Origin of the sequence: Nonomuraea phyllanthi (genome assembly GCF_006334985.2) — a bacterium.
Classification (GTDB): domain Bacteria; phylum Actinomycetota; class Actinomycetes; order Streptosporangiales; family Streptosporangiaceae; genus Nonomuraea; species Nonomuraea phyllanthi.
Genome location: NZ_VDLX02000009.1, coordinates 325,769 through 341,081, shown reverse-complemented (window position 1 = coordinate 341,081; position 15,313 = coordinate 325,769). Strand labels below are relative to the sequence as shown.

The following is a 15,313-nucleotide window of genomic DNA, read 5'->3' as shown; positions in this document are numbered from 1 at the left end:
GGAGCCCGGGCCCCCGTGGGGGTACCCGGGCTCCCCGGCACCGTTCGGATCGTGTTCGGGCCGGTCAGGACTGGGCCTGGAACATCCAGTGCTGCTTGTCGATGTCCTGCGCGACCGCGATGAGCAGGTCCTGGGTGACCGGGTCGGGCTCGTCGGTGGCCCGGACGCGCTCGTGCATGCGCTTGCTCACGCCGTCCAGCAGGTCGGTGATCGTCGCCACCACCTTGCCGTCCTCCAGCCAGCCGGACTCGAGCTGCTGGAGCTTGGTGGACTTGGCGACGGTGGTGGAGCGGCCGTCCGGGTTGACGCCGACCGCCACGGCGCGCTCCGCGATGGCGTCCATGTGGGTCCTGGCGAGGTCGGTGAGCTCGTCGAGCTGGAGGTGGATCGGGCGGAAGTGCGGGCCGATGAGGTTCCAGTGTGCCTGTTTGGCGACGAGCGAGAGGTCGATGAGATCGACCAGGGCGCCCTGCAGGGCCTCCGCGACGGTGTTCTTGGCGTCTCCCGAAAGCGGGCCAGTGATCGTGGCCATGTGTTCTCGTTCCTCCCCGTCGGTCGGACTTTTCGTTATTTAGAACGACATGACGGCGGGCATTCTTCCTTCTTGTTGACAGTGTAATAGTGACAGTGTCATTGTCGAGGTATGAGCGAGACCTGGACCATCGGCGAACTGGCCGAGCGCGCCGCCCTCGCGCTGCGCCGGGGCGCGGACGGCGCGGCGCCCGTCAACGGCCGGGTCCGCGACGTGCCCGGGGAGCGGCTGATCAGGTGGTATACGACGATCGGGCTGGTGGACCCGCCGCTGACCCGGCGCGGCAGGATCGCGCAGTACGGTCGGAGGCACCTGCTGCAACTCGTGGCCGTGAAGCGGCTGCAGGCGTCCGGCCACTCGATCGCCGACATCCAGGTGATGTTGGCGGGCGCGACGGACCGCATGCTCGAAACGGCCGCCGGCCTCCCCCCGGCCACGGGGGCGCGCGGTGGACCTGGCACCGGCGCGCGCGGCACTCCTGACACCGGCGCTCGGGGCGGGCCTGGCACCGGGATGCGGGACGGGCCAGGCCCGGACCCCTCCCCGGCATTGAGGCCAGGCGTCCCCGCCGGCCCACGACGGCCGGCCGTCCCTTCCGCGTCGCACCCGGACCCGCCGCACCATGGCGCACCACCGCCCGGCCCACCGGCCATCGGCGCGGGGACGGCAGACGGGGTCGGGCACGGCGCGGGAACGACCGGTGGCTCGGGGCACGGCGCCGGGACGACCGCCGGTTCCGGACATGGCGCCGGGACGACCGGCGGTGCGGGACCGACCGACATTTCCCGACATGGGCCAGCGCGACAGGGCGCGGTCTCGGCCGACATTTCGCGAGATGGTGCGGGAACAGCTGATATTCCAGGGCACGGTGCAGGTTCGGACAGCGACGCGGATGTACGGGGCCAGGTGCGGGAGCGTTTCTGGGCTGAGCGGCCGGCGGCGGGGGCGCACGAGACGAGCGGTCACGCGGCCGACAGGGAAGCCCGCGTGGCCGGGCGGCGCGTCACGGCGGCGCGGGTGGGCGAGCGGCCGGACGCGGCACATGGTGAAGCGGCAAGGCAGGTGGAGGCCGGGACCGTCACAGGGGTGAGGCTGGCCGGCGGGGTGCGGCTGGTGCTGGACGCCCGCCGGGCCCCGTCCGAGGAGGACGTTCAGGCGGTGCTGGCGGCGGCGGCGCCGCTGCTCGCGGTGCTCGAAGAGAGGGAGCTGACATGAAGATCACTTCGCTGGAGCCCGCACGGTGCCTGCCGGTGCCGGACGCCGGGTTCGGCGCGCTGCTGACGGAGCGCGGCAACCTGCCGCTGGAGAGCGTGGACGTGGCCGCCGACATCTCAGGGCTCATCGCCGGGGTCGAGGTCACGCAGGGGTTCAGGAACCCGTTCGACGTCACCCTGGAGGCCACGTACGTCTTCCCGCTGCCCGACCGCGCGGCCGTCACCGGCTTCAGGATGGAGGCCGACGACCGGGTGATCGAGGGCGTGCTGAAGGAGCGCGCCCAGGCCAGGGCCGACTACGACCGGGCGCTGAGCGAGGGCAGGCGGGCGGCCATCGCCGAGGAGGACCGGCCGGACGTGTTCACGATCCGGGTGGGCAACATCCTGCCCGGCGAGCGCGTCTCGGTCAGGCTGACGATGAGCCAGCCGCTGCCGTACGAGGACGGCGCCGCCACGTTCAGGTTCCCGCTGGTCGTGGCCCCGCGTTACATCCCGGGCAGCCCCCTCGACGGCCCGCCGGCGGGCGACGGCGCCGCGCCCGACACCGACGCGGTGCCCGACGCGTCCAGGATCAGCCCGCCCGTCCTGCTGCCCGGCTTCCCCGACCCGGTGCGCCTGTCGCTGCGCGCGAGCGTGGACGCGGCCGGGCTGGAGCTGCGCGAGCTGGCCGCCAGCCTGCACGTGGTGGAGGAGGAGGGCGGCACGGTACGCCTGCGCCCCGGCGAGCGGCTGGACCGCGACTTCATCCTGCGGCTGTCGTTCGACACCTCGACCTCCCTGCAGCTGGACGGACCGGCCGAGCAGGGCGGCACGTTCGCGCTCACGGTCGTCCCGCCGCCGGTCCAGGCCACGCGCGTGCCGCGCGACCTGGTGCTGCTGCTCGACCGCTCCGGCAGCATGGGCGGCTGGAAGATGGTGGCCGCCCGCCGGGCCGCCGCGCGCATCGTCGACACGCTGACGGAGCTGGACAGGTTCGCGGTGCTGACGTTCGACTCCGTGGTGGAGGAGGCGTACGAGGGGCTGGTGGAGGCGTCCGACCGCAACCGCTACCGCGCCGTCGAGCATCTCGCCCGGGTGGACGCCCGCGGCGGCACCGAGCTGCTGGAGCCGCTGCGCCGGGCCGTCGCGCTGCTGGGCGCCGGCACCGAACGCGAGCGGGTCGTGGTGCTGGTCACCGACGGGCAGGTGGGCAACGAGGACCAGATCCTGGAGCAGGCGGGCGGCGCGCTGTCGGCCATGCGCGTGCACACGGTCGGCATCGACCGCGCCGTGAACGCCGGCTTCCTCGGCCGCCTGGCCGGGCTCGGCGCGGGCCGGTGCGAGCTGGTCGAGTCGGAGGACCGGCTGGACACCGCCATGGAGCAGATCCACCGCAGGATCGGCGCCCCTCTGGTGACGGACCTGTCCCTCAAGGGCCTCGACGTCGAACCGGACACGGTCTCGCACCTCGGGTCGATCTTCCCGGGCGTGCCGCTGCGCGTGTACGGGCGCTTCCGCGCGGGCTCCTCGCTGACCGTGCGCGGGATGGCCGCGGACAGGCCGTGGGAGGAGCAGGTCGCGGGGGTGGCGGTGGACAATCCGGCCATCCGCGCCGTGTGGGCCCGCGCGCACCTGCGGGAGCTGGAGGACCGGTACGCCATGGGCGAGCACGACCTGGAGTCGCGGATCGTGCGCACGTCGCTGGAGTACGGCGTGCTGTGCCGCTTCACCGCGTACGTGGCGATCGACACCAGGCAGGTCGCCGAGGGCGGCCCCGAGCATCGCGTCATCCAGCCGGTCGAGCCGCCGAGCGGCTGGGAGATGCCGCGTACGGCGCCGATGATGGGCTTCACGGCGCAGGCGGCGGTGATGGCCGCCGGGCCGCCGAGCCCGCCCCGGATGCGGGTGCCCGACCCGGGCCTCGGGCTCACCGGCCAGGATCCGGGCCTCTCCTCCGGCGCGCGCGACGCGTTCGCCTCGCGCGCGCTGCCCGCTCCGTTCGCGCCGGGTGGCCGCCTGCGCAAGCGGGCCGGCAAGTCGCCCGGGCTCGGCCATCCGCTGGAGGCGGTCAGGCCGCAGCTGGTGGCCGAGCTGGAGCGGCTGAAGGCGCAGCCCGTGCCCAGCCTGATGTATCTGGCGGACCTGGGCTCGCGGCTGGCGGCGCTGGCGGCCTACCTCGGGGGGAACGAGCGGCTGGAGTCGCTGGCCCGGGAGCTGGAGTCGGCCGAGCGGCCGGGCACCGACGCCCAGGCCCTGCACGACCGGGCCGTGGAGGTGCTGACGGCCCTCGTCGGCCCCGGCGACCCGGGCGGCCGGGCCGCGGAACCGGGCGATCCGGGCGGCAGTGCCACGGGGCCCGCCGGCCCGGCAGGCCGCGCCACGGAACCCGGCGATCCCCGGCCCGGCCGCCGCCGTCCCTTCTGGAAACGCGGCTAGCCGTCCGTTCCGGGAGGGAAGGTCAGCCGTCCCCTCCCGGAGGGAGGCCAGGCGTCCCTTCTCGGAGGGGAGGGTTAACCGTCTCCTCCGGGAGGGGAGGGGACGTCTAACCGTCCCTGGCGGCGCGGCGGGCCGCGTCGATGGCCTCGGCCGGGGTCGAGCGGGCGGGCCGGGTGAGGATGCGCCGGACGGTCTCGGGCGGCAGCTTGTGCTCCCGGCCCGCGGTCAGCAGCCCGTTGGTCTCCTGCTCGGTGTCGGTGAGCTGGGTCCAGCAGAAGCCCGCGAGCTCCGGGCTGTCCAGCACCGCGTCCACGAGCTGCCGGAACTCCTCGGCCAGCTCGTGCGTGGAGCCGACGGTCGCGTACCCGTGCCAGGACTCCTCCTCGCGGGGCTTCAGGCTGGTCCCGCCGATCTCCGACAGCACCACCGGCTGCCCGCGCCGGACCGCATCGCCGAGCAGGGCGACGCGGCGCGCGGGCGGCCGGTCGGTGAGGATGCGGGCCAGCGCCTCCCGGTCGGCGTAGCGCTCGCGGATGGACGCCCCGGTCGGCGCGTAGTCGTGCAGCCCCCAGATGTCGCTCTCGGTGTGCTCCCACCCGTCGTTCGAGATGACCGGCCTGGTGCCGTCGATCGCCTTGGTGAGGTGGTACAGCGCGCTGAGGGCGTGCCGCTGCTCGGGCACGTCGGCCGCGTGCCAGACGCCCCAGCTCTCGTTGAACGGCACCCAGGTCACCACGCAGGGATGGCTGCGGTCGCGGGCGACGACCTCCAGCCATTCGCGGGTCAGCCGCTCGACGGTCCTCGGCGCGTACTCGTACGCGCTGGGCATCTCGCTCCACACGAGCAGGCCGATCCGGTCGCACCAGGCGAGGAAGCGGGGGTCCTCGACCTTCTGGTGCACCCGTACCCCGTTGAAGCCCAGCTCCTTGGCCAGTTCGGCCTCGCGGCGCAGCGCGTCGGGGCCGGGGGCGGCCAGATGGGAGCCGGGCCAGTAGTTCTGGGCGAGGACCAGGCGCAGGAAGCGGGGCTGGCCGTTGAGCTGGAACCTGCCGTCCCTGATGCCGACGCTGCGCAGGCCGACGTACGAGGTGGCCGCGTCGACGGGCCGGCCGTCGCGCAGCACCTCGACGCGGGCGTCCAGCAGGGTCGGCGTCTCCGGCGTCCACAGCAGCCGCGATTGCTCCATCTGGTGCCCGGCGGCGGGTACGGCGATCGTCCAGCGCCCGTCCTTCCGGTCGGTACGGCAGGTCTGGTCGGCCAGGACCTCGTCGCCGAGGGTGAGGACGACGCGCACGTCCACGGGAGGATCGGGGCGGCGCGAGAGCTCCACCTCCAGGGTCACGGCCGCGCCGGGGACGTCCGGCGTCCAGTGCAGCCGCCGCAGGTGCAGCGCCGGCACGACCTCCGCCCAGACGGGCTGCCAGATGCCGGTGGTCCGGTGGTACCAGATGCCGTGCGGCTCCTCGCGCCAGTCCTGCTTGCCGCGCGGCTGGGTGGCGTCGTCGTGCTCGTCCTCGGCGCGGACGACGACGGTCTGCTCCTCCCCCGGCACGAGGGCCTCGGTGACGTCGAGGGTGAAGGGCGTGTGCCCGCCCTCGTGGCCGCCGACGTGCGTGCCGTTGACCCAGACGCGCGCCCGGTAGTCCACCGCCCCGAAGTGCAGCAGCAGCCGCTCCCCCGGCCCGGGCGCCGGGGCGGGCCTCAGCGTGCGGCGGTACCACACGACGGGGGGCGCGCTTTCGTGGACACCGGACAGCTCGCTCTCCGGCGGGTAGGGCACGGTGATCGTCCGGGTGAAGGGGGCGGGGTCGCGGTGCCAGCCGGCGGCCAGCCCCCGGTCCTCGCCGTCCGGTGCGTACCCCCACGGACCGGACAGGTCCTGCCAGGCCGGGCGGACCAGCAGCGGGCGGGGGTGGTCGGGGTGGCCGGTCATCGCTCTCCCCGGAGGTCGCCGAGGGCCAGCACGGTCACGGAGTGCGGCGCGAGGTCCCAGGCGCCGCCGGTCGCCTCGACGCGGCCGAGGTCGCGCACCGCGACCGTGTCGGGAGCGTCGAGGGTGTTGACGGCGTGCGGGCCGGGGGCGTCGGCGCCGAGGGTCCTGACGTGCGCGTGTCCGGGCGTGTTGGCGGCGGAGCCGTCGAGCACGAGCCGCAGGCGCACGCTCTCGTCGCGGTGCCGGTTGACGGCGGCGATCCGCACGGAGCCGTCGTCGGCGCGGGTGGCCGACACGTCCAGGTACGGGACGGTCATGGGCGCGGTGAGCAGCCGACCGTCGGGGCCGCGGTTGTCTCCGAGCCGGACCGCCGTGGAGCGCGCCGGGCCGTCCACCTCGGACGCCAGCACGGTCCTGCCGAGGTGGTGCCGGTAGAGGTGCCAGACGTGGTAGATGGCCGAGCGCAGGGCGCCGCCGGGACGGGCGACGACCAGGCCGTTGGCGTTGACCAGGTTCACCGGGTTGGCCATGCTCACCGGCGAGGGCAGGCCCGCGCTCCGGTGGATCGCGTGGAACACGCCCGCGGAGAAGACCAGGTCGGCGACCGTGCGCGGGCTCCACCGGTTCACCCGGACCCGGCCGGGCTCGCCGGTGTCGGGGAGGTCGCGCGGGGCGACGCCCCCGTCGTCGCCCGCCTCGGGGTCCGGCCAGTCGGCGGGCTCCAGGTGGCGCATGTTCCACTCGTCGAGCGCCAGCGCCGGCGGGCGCTCCAGGCCCACCTCGGCGGAGATCGCGGTGACGAGCCGGGAGTAGGTGTTGATCTCGCGCTCGAAGTACAGGGACTGGGCGACGACCTGGTCGTAGTCGTCGCCGGTCCACAGGTGGGTGCTGGCCCCGTACAGGTGCAGGGACAGGTGGTCGAAGAACGCGCCCGCGCGCGCCAGCAGCGGGCGCGTCCACTCCTCCTGCCGCCAGGGGATGCCGACGCCGATCAGCCGGATCGACGGGTCGACCTGGCGCATGAACAGCGCGTGCTCGCGGGCCGCCGCGGCGTACTCGTCGGCGGAGCGGTGGCCCATCTGCCACGGGCCGTAGACCTCGTTGCCGACGCCCCAGTAGCGCACGCCCCACGGCTCGGCCCGCCCGTTCCGCGCGCGCAGGGCGGTGAGCGTGGTGTCGCGGGCGGCGTTGGTGTACTCGACCCAGCGCACCGCCTCGTCGACGTCCCGGCAGGAGTGCACCAGGTACGGCTCCGCCCCCACGGCCTCGCACCAGGCCAGGAACTCGTCGGTGCCGAACCGGTTGCTCTCCAGGCCGCCCCAGGCGAGCTCCAGGCGGGTGGGCCGCGCGTCACGCGGCCCGATGCCGTCCTCCCAGTGGTAGGCCGAGGTGAAGTTGCCCCCGGGCCAGCGGATCGGCCCGGGACCCAGCTCGCGGCAGAGCTCCAGCACGTCGGCGCGGACGCCGTGCAGCGGGCCGGGCTCGTCGACGGACAGCGGCGAGCCCTCGTCGAACACCCCGCCCTCGATGTTGCCGAAGAAGGCGGATTCGAGGAAGTGCCCGTAGACGTCGTCGTCGATCCGGCCCACCGGGCGCCGGGTGTCGACCGTCACGAGAGCTTCGCGGACAGGCATGTGTGGTGACTTCCTTTCGATGTCCTTCACCGTTACTGCTTCACCGCTCCCGCGATGCTGTCGACGAACCTGCGCTGGAGCACGACGAAGACGGCGATCACCGGGATCAGCGAGATCACCGCGCCCGCGGCCAGCCCCGACCAGTCCGTGCCGCGCTCGCCCATGAACACCGTCATGCCCACGGCGAGCGTGCGCAGATCGGGCTCGCTGAGCGTGAACACCAGCGGCAGCAGGTAGACGTTCCAGGCGAACAGGTACGTGAGGATGACCACCGTGGCGGTGATCGGCCAGGCCAGCGGCAGCATCACGCGGAAGAAGATCGTGAAATGTCCGGCGCCGTCCAGGCGCGCGGTCTCCTCCAGCTCCTTGGGCAGCCGGCGGAAGTAGCCCGCGTACAGCAGGGTCGAGGCGATCTGCCCGCCGGCGCCCAGCCCGAGGATCACGCCGGCGTGCGTGTTGAGCAGCCTGAGCTGGTCGGTGAGCTGGGTGATCGGGATGATCGTGTACCCCTCCGGCAGGAAGAAGGTGACCAGGAAGATCCCGATGAGCAGCTTCTTGCCGATGAAGTCGTAGCGGCCGAGGACGTATCCCGCCAGGGCGCTGCGGACGACGACGAGCAGCACCGTGCCGACCGTGATGACGAGCGTGTTGACGAAGTACGTGCCGAAGCCCACCTCCGTCCACGCCCTGGCGTAGTTCTCCCAGACCGGCGTCTCCGGCATCAGGCTCAGCCCGCTGCCGAAGATCTCGGGCGAGGTCTTCAGCGACGCCGAGACCAGCCAGACGAACGGGTAGACCCACAGGCCGCCGAGCACCAGCAGCACGACGACGGTGACCACCTGTCCCACGCTCGGGCGGCGCGGCGGGCGGGCCCGGCCCGTCGCCGTGGCGGCGGGCGCCCGCGTGGGCGCGGTCGTGGCCGGGGCCGTCATGACGAGCCGATCCTGCCGCGGGCCCAGCGCATGCCCAGCGCCTGCACGACCGCGAGGACCACGGTCAGCAGCCCGAACAGCACCGCCGCCGCGGACGCGTAGCCGAGTTGGGGGACGGTGGCCTGGAAGGCCGTGCGGAAGATGAAGATCTCGATCACCTCGGATGAGAAGGACGGGCCACCGCCGGTGAGGGTCTGCATGAGGTCGAAGACGTTGAACGCCGCCACGGTGTCGATCAGCGTGATGATCACGAGGAACGGCACGAGCAGCGGCATCGTCACGTGGCGGAACTCCGCCCACGCGCCCGCGCCGTCGATCATCGCGGCCTCATGCACGCCCTGCGGGATGGTCTGGAGCGCGGCCAGCCAGTAGATCAGGGTGATGCCCAGCCACTTCCACACCCAGACCGCGATCCCGGCGTACAGCGAGGTGCCGGCGTCGGCGGCGAAGTTGGCCGGCGAGTCGATCAGGCCCGACCAGACCAGCGACAGGCTCACCGGGCCGCTCGCGTCGAGCACCAGGGTGAACACGACGCCGACGATGGCGCCCGTGGTGACGACGGGCAGGAAGAACAGGGTGCGGAAGAACCCCTTGAACGGCGTCTTCTTCCGATTCAGCACGATCGCCAGCAGCAGCGCCAGCCCGACCCGCAGCGGTACGGCGATCACGAGGAACACGAGGGAGTTGCGGAAGGCGTTCCAGAACAGGTCGTCGCCCAGGAGCCGCTCGAAGTTCTCCAGGCCGGTGAAGGTGCCGACCGCCGCGAAGCCCGGCCAGTCCAGGAACGCGAACCACCACGAGGCCAGCAGCGGGTAGACGGTGTAGGCGCCGTACCCGAGGACGGTCGGGAGCAGGAAGAGGTAGATCCACCAGTCTTTCCGCAGGCGTCGCGGCCACCCCCGCCCCGGGTGGGTCCGCTCGTGAGTTGTCGTCATCGCGCTCCTGTCAGCGTCGAGGGCCGCACCGGGTGGGCGCGCTCAGCGCGCGGCGTAGGCCTGCTGGTCGTAGTCCTTCGTGGGATCCCAGTTGGCGAAGACCCACGCCTTGAGGTCGACCTCGGCGCCCTTCTCCTCGCGGACGGCCTGGACGGCGCGGTCGCGCTCGGCGGTGACCTTGTCGTTGTAGCGCTTGAGCTCGCCGGCGATGTCGGTGGTCGAGCCGGTCAGGACCGACTGGACGATGTCGCCCAGGTTCGGGTGGAGGTCGCGCATCTCGGCGAGGACCTGCCAGACGGCGGGGTTGCCGACCTCGGGCACCGGGCCGATCCGCACGTCGTCCTGGAAGTTGGCGACGCACGCCTTGTACGCCGCGTGGGCGTCCGCCTCCTGGACCACCTCGACGAGGGCCGGCGGCTGGTCCATGGCGGAGGCCAGCTTGCTCTGGAACTCCTTCGTCGTCATCCGCAGCATGACCTCGGCGGCGGTCTTCGCCTGCTTCGACTGGCTGGACACCCAGAACGTGCCGGGCTGCGGCGGGTTGTAGACGAAGTTGCGGGTCGTCTCGGGGCAGGGGATGTGCCACACGCCGACCCCGCGCTCGACGGCCTCGGGCTCGTCCACGAGCAGGCCGCCGACGAACCAGGCGCCCCACAGGTAGATGCCCGCCTGCCCGGCCGCCCAGCGGGCGCGGGCGTCGCGCGGGCCCATCGACGCGGAGGCGGGGTGGACGACCTTGTCCTTCTGCAGCGAGACCAGGAACTCGATGGCCTGGACGTACTCCGGGGAGTCGTAGACGTAGTCGCCGGTCTTCCAGTCGATGGCGCCGGGTCCTGGCGCGCCGGCCGTCATGGCGAGCCGGTGCACCAGCGCGGCGAGGTACTCCGGCTCCTTGCTCGGCACCACGATGCCGAACGCGTCGCCGCCCATGCTGGTGGTGACCTTGCGCGCGTACTCGCGGAGCTTGTCCCAGGTGCCCGGCTCCTCCTCCACGTCGATCCCGGCCTGCTTGAGCATCGCGGAGTTGTACCAGGGCACCGCGTCGTGCCAGCGGCCCGAGAACGGCGGGAAGGAGTAGATGTCGCCGTTGAAGCGGTGGATGCCGTCGTAGAGGAGGTCGCCGACGGGGCTGCCCGCGAAGTCGGCGAGCTTGCCGATGGGCTGGAACCAGCCCTCGCTGACCAGGGCGGCCGGCGAGACGCCGCCGAGGCCCGCCATCGAGTGCACGTCCGGCATCTGGTTGCTGCGCCGGCCGACCTGGAGCGCCTGCCCGAGGTCCGGCGCGTCCATCTGCCGCCGCTCGATCTTCACGCCCGGATGCTCCTGCATGTACGGGGTGAAGAGGTCGTTCTGCAGCATCTTGGTCAGCGGCCGGAACTGGTCCCACCACTGGAGGGCGCCGCCGCTCCCGCCGGGTGCGGCGCTCCGCTGACTCATCTGCCCGCCGCCCGTGCACGCCGCGAGGAAGGCCGTCAGGGCGCCGGCGGTAGTGCCGCCGATGAGCTGACGGCGGCTGAGGGTGCGGCGGCCGGCGCCCGCCACGCCGGGACGGGCTCCGGGAATCCGGTCATGCGGCCCCATGGCGACTCCTGTTCGTGTCGACTACGTCATCGACCTGTCCCATTTCGAGGGGTTTCCCTCAGGGATCTATGTTTGCGCTAACCTATGGCTGCTGTAAATCAGCGTCAAGGCCGCACAGGCGCGGTTTTCTGAAACAGCCTCGGAGCTCGTCTACCTCACAGGTTCGGCGATCGCCGGGGTCGTACAGATGTTTGCGGAAACATGGAGGCCCCGTGAGCTCGCCCACCAACATGCTCTTCCTGATGACGGACCAGCACCGCGTCGACACCATCGGGACCTACGGCAACCCGCACGTGTCCACGCCGTACCTGGACGAGATCGCCGAGTCGGGCACGCGCTTCGACGCCTGCTTCACGCCGTCCGCCATCTGCACCCCCGCGCGGGCCAGTCTCCTCACCGGCGTGCTGCCGTACCGGCACAGGCTGCTGGCCAACTACGAGCGCAACGTGGGCTACTCGGAGGAGCTGTCGGACGAGTTCACCCCCTTCTCGCGGCGCCTGCGCGAGCGCGGCTACAACGTCGGCATCGAGGGCAAGTGGCACGTCGGGCGGCGCCGCGGCCCCGGCGAGTTCGGCTTCGACGGCCCCCACTACCCGGGCTGGCACAACCCCGTCGGCCACCCCGGCTACCTCGCCTGGCTGGCCGAGCGGGGCCTGCCCGAGCCGGAGATCAGCGAGGAGGTGCGCGGCGTCTTCCCCAACGGCGAGCCGGGCAACCTGCTGGCCGGCGTCCTGAACCAGCCGCCGGAGGCCACCTTCGAGCGCTTCCTCGCCGACCGGACGATCGAGCGGCTGGAGGAGTACGCCCGCGACTACCACCGCGACGGCCGCCCCTTCTACATGGCGGTGCACTTCTACGGCCCGCACCTGCCGTACCTGCTGCCGCGCGAGTACCTGGAGATGTACTCCCCCGACGTGGTCGAGCTGCCGCCCTCCTTCGGGGAGACGTTCGCGAACAAGCCGTGCGTGCAGCGGCGCTACTCCGAGCACTGGACGCACGACACGCTCAGCGAGGAGACCAGGCGCCGGCTGATCGCCGCCTACTGGGGCTACGTCACGCTCATCGACGAGCAGATCGGGCGGCTCACCCGCGCGCTGCGCCGCCTCGGGCTGTGGGACGGCACGGCGGTCGCGTTCACCGCCGACCACGGCGAGTTCACCGGGGCGCACCGCCTGCACGACAAGGGCCCGGCCATGTACGACGACATCTACCGGATCCCCGGCCTGCTGCGCGTGCCCGGCTCGCCGGGCGGCCACGCGACGGACGCGTTCGTCAGCCTGGTCGACTACACCGCCACGTTCCTCGACCTCGCGGGCGCCGAGCCCGACCCGGGCGCCGACGGGCGCAGCCTGGTGCCGTTCGCGCTGGGCGAGGAGCCCGCCGGCTGGCGCGAGGACATCACCGCGGAGTTCCACGGCCACCACTTCCCCTATCCGCAGCGCATGCTGCGCACGCGCCGGTTCAAGCTGGTGGTCAACCCGGAGAGCGTGAACGAGCTCTACGATCTGGAGAGCGACCCGTACGAGCTGGCCAACCGCTACGACGACCCCGCGCTCGACGAGGTCAGGGCCGAGCTCCTGCACCGCCTCTACCAGCGGCTCCGCGACTCCGGCGACAATTTCCACCACTGGATGACGTCGATGTACCCTGTCGGCGGCAAGGACTACGACACCTCCTTGAGCGACTTCGAAGGCGTCAATCACCAGGGCCAGGCCTGAGATCCCGCCGCCCGCGGCGGGTATCGTGCGCTTCCACATGCGGATTCGACGAGGGGAGAGCCCGGCGTGACTCGACCACCGGGGACCAGGGCATCCGGAGGGGCGTCCATGGCCGACGTCGCCAAGCTCGCCGGCGTGTCAGGCCAGACCGTGTCCCGCGTGGTCAACGGCAACGACCGAGTGACCGCGGAGACGCGGCAGAAGGTCGAGTCGGCCATGCGGCAGCTCGGCTACCGCGCCAACATCGCCGCGCGGGCGCTGGCCACCGGGCGCTTCGGCACGATCGGCGTGGTGATGTTCAACCTCAGCGCCATCGGCAACGTGCGCATCCTGGAGTCCGTCGTCGCCGGGGCGCAGGCCCGCGGCTACTCGGTGAGCGTGGCGGTGGTCGACGCCCCGACCGAGCAGGAGGTGCGCGCGGCCGTCCGCGGCCTGACCGACCGCGCGGTCGACGGCGTGATCGTGATCGAGGCCCGGGTGCTCGACACCCCGCACCTGCGGCTCCTGGAGGAGGTCCCGCTCGTCATCGCCGACAGCCGCGCGGCGCACGGGCACCCCACCTTCGGCATGGACGAGGCCGCCGGCGCCCGCGCCGCCGTCGACCACCTGCTCGGGCTGGGACACGCCACCGTCCACCACGTGGCGGGGCCCGCCGGGTCCAACCCGGCGCAGCGGCGCAGGGCCGCCTGGCAGCGGCAGCTCAAGCGGTCGGGCCGGGCCGTCCCGCCGCCCGTCACCGGCGACTGGTCGCCGCAGTCGGGCTACGACGCCGCGCTGCGCCTGCTGGCCGGCGACGGCGTGACCGCGATCTTCGCCGCCAACGACCAGATGGCGGCGGGCGTCCTGCGGGCGGCGGAGGAGCTGGGCCGGCGGGTGCCCGGCGACCTGAGCGTGGTCGGGTTCGACGACCTGGACTTCACGCCGTTCCTCAGCCCGCCGCTGACGACGGTCCGCCAGGACCTCGCCGCCGTGGGGCGCCGCTGCCTGGAGCACCTGCTGGCCCGGATCGAGGCGCCCTCCGGCTCGGAGGCGCCCGAGGTGACCTCCCGGTTCGTCCGTCCGGAGCTGGTGATCCGCGCCTCCACCGCGCCGCCGCGCTGACCGTCGCCTCGCGCCGCGCCGGCCCTCTCCTCCGTCCACCGCCCATTGACAGGCAGATCAAGTTAGCGCAAACATGGATGCGCGGGTGAGCCGATGACCATGCCGGGTCACCCCTTCGAGCACAGGGAGCAACGCACATGCTGCGCCGTCTGTCGATCATCGCGTTGACCGCGGCTCTGGCCGCCTCGACCGTCACTCCGGCCACCGCCCAGGGAGGAAAGCCCGTGGACCATGACAAGCCGCTCGGTGCCGCGTACGGCGCCCTGGGCGCCAACTTCAACCAGAACCTCGACGCGCTCGACTACCGCGAGCTGCGCGAGTCGCACACCGGGTGGGTGCGCGGGTTCTTCCCCATGCCCGCCACCGACGAGGGCGACCCCGCCGCGCACTTCGCGATCCGCACCATCACCGAGACCGCCGAGCGCGGCTTCGACACGATCCTCAGCCTGAAGTTCCCGTACGGCGGCGCCCACTTCCCCGAGCCCGGCAGCGCCGCGATGGCCGCGGAACTCGCCCGGCTGGACAAGGTGCTGCCGGCCGTGCTGGGCAAGGTGGACGTCCTCACCATCGGCAACGAGCCGTTCATCGAGAGCCTGCCCGCCGAGCGCGACGAGCGGCTCAACGCCTTCTACGAGACCGTCGCCCGGCACGTCATCGACTACCGGCGCGAGCACTGCGGCACCGGCTGCCGCACCACGCTCTACATGGGCGCGCTCAACCGGCTCGACCTGGCCGACCGCCGGACGCCCGCCGCCGAGCGCTGGATGGCGTTCGTACGCGAGACGCCGGAGATCGAGGGCGTGGACATCCACCCGCACATCCCGGCGCCGCAGAACGCCCAGGCGTTCCTCGACTACATCCTGCCGCGGATGCGCGACGACCAGACGTTCCTGGTGACCGAGTTCTCGCTGGTGTGGTACTGGCAGCGGCACCTGGAGGACCCCGTCTCCGACGAGTTCGCCGGCAGGTACGGCTTCGCCCCCGGCACCCCGGTCTGGCAGGTGATCAAGGCGGCCATCGACGAGCCGTTCAGCCGGCGGCAGTGGGACGACTTCCTGGCCTCCTGCCCCTGGTTCACGAGCCAGGCCGGCTTCCTGCGCGACCAGATGCGGCTGTACCGGGGCACCGGGCGGCTCGCGGTCGCCACGTACGGCTTCAAGCAGGACGACCTGATGGTCAAGGACTTCGGGCCGGACAAGGCGCCGTGGCTGCTCAACAGCGTCTTCGCCCCGTACACGGTCAAGTCGCGCGGCGACGGCCTGTCCGGCCGGGGCTACTGGCTGGACGACTTCAGGGCCCTGCAGAAGCGCTGAGGCCC

Annotated in this window: 11 protein-coding genes; 5 read left to right on the top strand and 6 right to left on the bottom strand. The window is 72.6% G+C overall.

Annotated elements, in window-relative coordinates; all coding sequences use genetic code 11:
* Window positions 1-64: 64 nt before the first annotated feature.
* On the bottom strand, window positions 65-532 hold the full coding sequence (locus FH608_RS25400) for a Dps family protein (protein WP_139633086.1): 468 nt from the start codon (window positions 530-532) through the stop codon (window positions 65-67).
* Window positions 533-643: 111 nt separating this feature from the next.
* On the opposite strand from FH608_RS25400, the gene FH608_RS52945 reads away from it, so the two are divergent.
* Window positions 644-1,747 (top strand): helix-turn-helix domain-containing protein, encoded by a 1,104-nt coding sequence (locus FH608_RS52945; RefSeq protein ID WP_226899873.1) that lies wholly within the window; start codon window positions 644-646, stop codon window positions 1,745-1,747.
* A complete protein-coding gene (locus tag FH608_RS25390; protein ID WP_139633085.1) occupies window positions 1,744-4,161 on the top strand; it encodes a VIT domain-containing protein in 2,418 nt (805 codons plus the stop codon). The genes FH608_RS52945 and FH608_RS25390 overlap by 4 nt, the downstream gene beginning before the upstream one ends.
* A 106-nt stretch (window positions 4,162-4,267) precedes the next feature.
* Here FH608_RS25390 and FH608_RS25385 read toward each other — a convergent pair whose 3' ends face one another.
* From FH608_RS25385 to FH608_RS25365, 5 genes are read right to left on the bottom strand one after another with little or no spacing between them, the layout of a single operon-like run.
* Complete coding sequence (locus FH608_RS25385; RefSeq protein WP_139633084.1) at window positions 4,268-6,094, bottom strand: glycoside hydrolase family 2 protein; 1,827 nt, start codon at window positions 6,092-6,094, stop codon at window positions 4,268-4,270.
* Window positions 6,091-7,728, bottom strand: a complete 1,638-nt coding sequence (locus tag FH608_RS25380; RefSeq protein ID WP_139633083.1) for an alpha-L-arabinofuranosidase C-terminal domain-containing protein — start codon at window positions 7,726-7,728, stop codon at window positions 6,091-6,093. Before FH608_RS25380 ends, FH608_RS25385 begins: the two co-directional genes overlap by 4 nt.
* A 32-nt stretch (window positions 7,729-7,760) precedes the next feature.
* Window positions 7,761-8,660, bottom strand: a complete 900-nt coding sequence (locus FH608_RS25375; RefSeq protein ID WP_139633082.1) for a carbohydrate ABC transporter permease — start codon at window positions 8,658-8,660, stop codon at window positions 7,761-7,763.
* Window positions 8,657-9,595 carry a carbohydrate ABC transporter permease gene (locus FH608_RS25370; protein ID WP_139633081.1) on the bottom strand — a complete coding sequence of 313 codons (939 nt, stop codon included), beginning with the start codon at window positions 9,593-9,595 and terminating at the stop codon, window positions 8,657-8,659. The genes FH608_RS25375 and FH608_RS25370 overlap by 4 nt, the downstream gene beginning before the upstream one ends.
* 42 nt (window positions 9,596-9,637) lie before the next feature.
* Window positions 9,638-11,176, bottom strand: coding sequence for an ABC transporter substrate-binding protein (locus tag FH608_RS25365; RefSeq protein WP_139633080.1), 1,539 nt, complete (start codon window positions 11,174-11,176; stop codon window positions 9,638-9,640).
* A gap of 212 nt (window positions 11,177-11,388) precedes the next feature.
* Between FH608_RS25365 and FH608_RS25360 the strand changes: the two genes are divergently transcribed.
* The 3 genes from FH608_RS25360 to FH608_RS25350 all read left to right on the top strand — a co-directional run bounded on the left by FH608_RS25360 (window position 11,389) and on the right by FH608_RS25350 (window position 15,308).
* Window positions 11,389-12,894, top strand: coding sequence for a sulfatase-like hydrolase/transferase (locus FH608_RS25360; RefSeq protein WP_226899872.1), 1,506 nt, complete (start codon window positions 11,389-11,391; stop codon window positions 12,892-12,894).
* 108 nt (window positions 12,895-13,002) lie between these two features.
* On the top strand, window positions 13,003-13,995 hold the full coding sequence (locus FH608_RS25355; protein WP_139633079.1) for a LacI family DNA-binding transcriptional regulator: 993 nt from the start codon (window positions 13,003-13,005) through the stop codon (window positions 13,993-13,995).
* 137 nt (window positions 13,996-14,132) lie between these two features.
* Entirely contained in the window at window positions 14,133-15,308 is a 1,176-nt protein-coding gene (locus FH608_RS25350; protein WP_139633078.1) for a hypothetical protein, read from the top strand.
* Window positions 15,309-15,313: the final 5 nt, after the last annotated feature.

Bases quoted from the DNA above. Each gene is read 5' to 3' on its own strand.
- FH608_RS25400 (WP_139633086.1), bottom strand. From the start codon at position 532: ATGGCCACGATCACTGGCCCGCTTTCGGGAGACGCCAAGAACACCGTC.
- FH608_RS52945 (WP_226899873.1), top strand. From the start codon at position 644: ATGAGCGAGACCTGGACCATCGGCGAACTGGCCGAGCGCGCCGCCCTC.
- FH608_RS25390 (WP_139633085.1), top strand. From the start codon at position 1,744: ATGAAGATCACTTCGCTGGAGCCCGCACGGTGCCTGCCGGTGCCGGAC.
- FH608_RS25385 (WP_139633084.1), bottom strand. From the start codon at position 6,094: ATGACCGGCCACCCCGACCACCCCCGCCCGCTGCTGGTCCGCCCGGCC.
- FH608_RS25380 (WP_139633083.1), bottom strand. From the start codon at position 7,728: ATGCCTGTCCGCGAAGCTCTCGTGACGGTCGACACCCGGCGCCCGGTG.
- FH608_RS25375 (WP_139633082.1), bottom strand. From the start codon at position 8,660: ATGACGGCCCCGGCCACGACCGCGCCCACGCGGGCGCCCGCCGCCACG.
- FH608_RS25370 (WP_139633081.1), bottom strand. From the start codon at position 9,595: ATGACGACAACTCACGAGCGGACCCACCCGGGGCGGGGGTGGCCGCGA.
- FH608_RS25365 (WP_139633080.1), bottom strand. From the start codon at position 11,176: ATGGGGCCGCATGACCGGATTCCCGGAGCCCGTCCCGGCGTGGCGGGC.
- FH608_RS25355 (WP_139633079.1), top strand. From the start codon at position 13,003: ATGGCCGACGTCGCCAAGCTCGCCGGCGTGTCAGGCCAGACCGTGTCC.
- FH608_RS25350 (WP_139633078.1), top strand. From the start codon at position 14,133: ATGCTGCGCCGTCTGTCGATCATCGCGTTGACCGCGGCTCTGGCCGCC.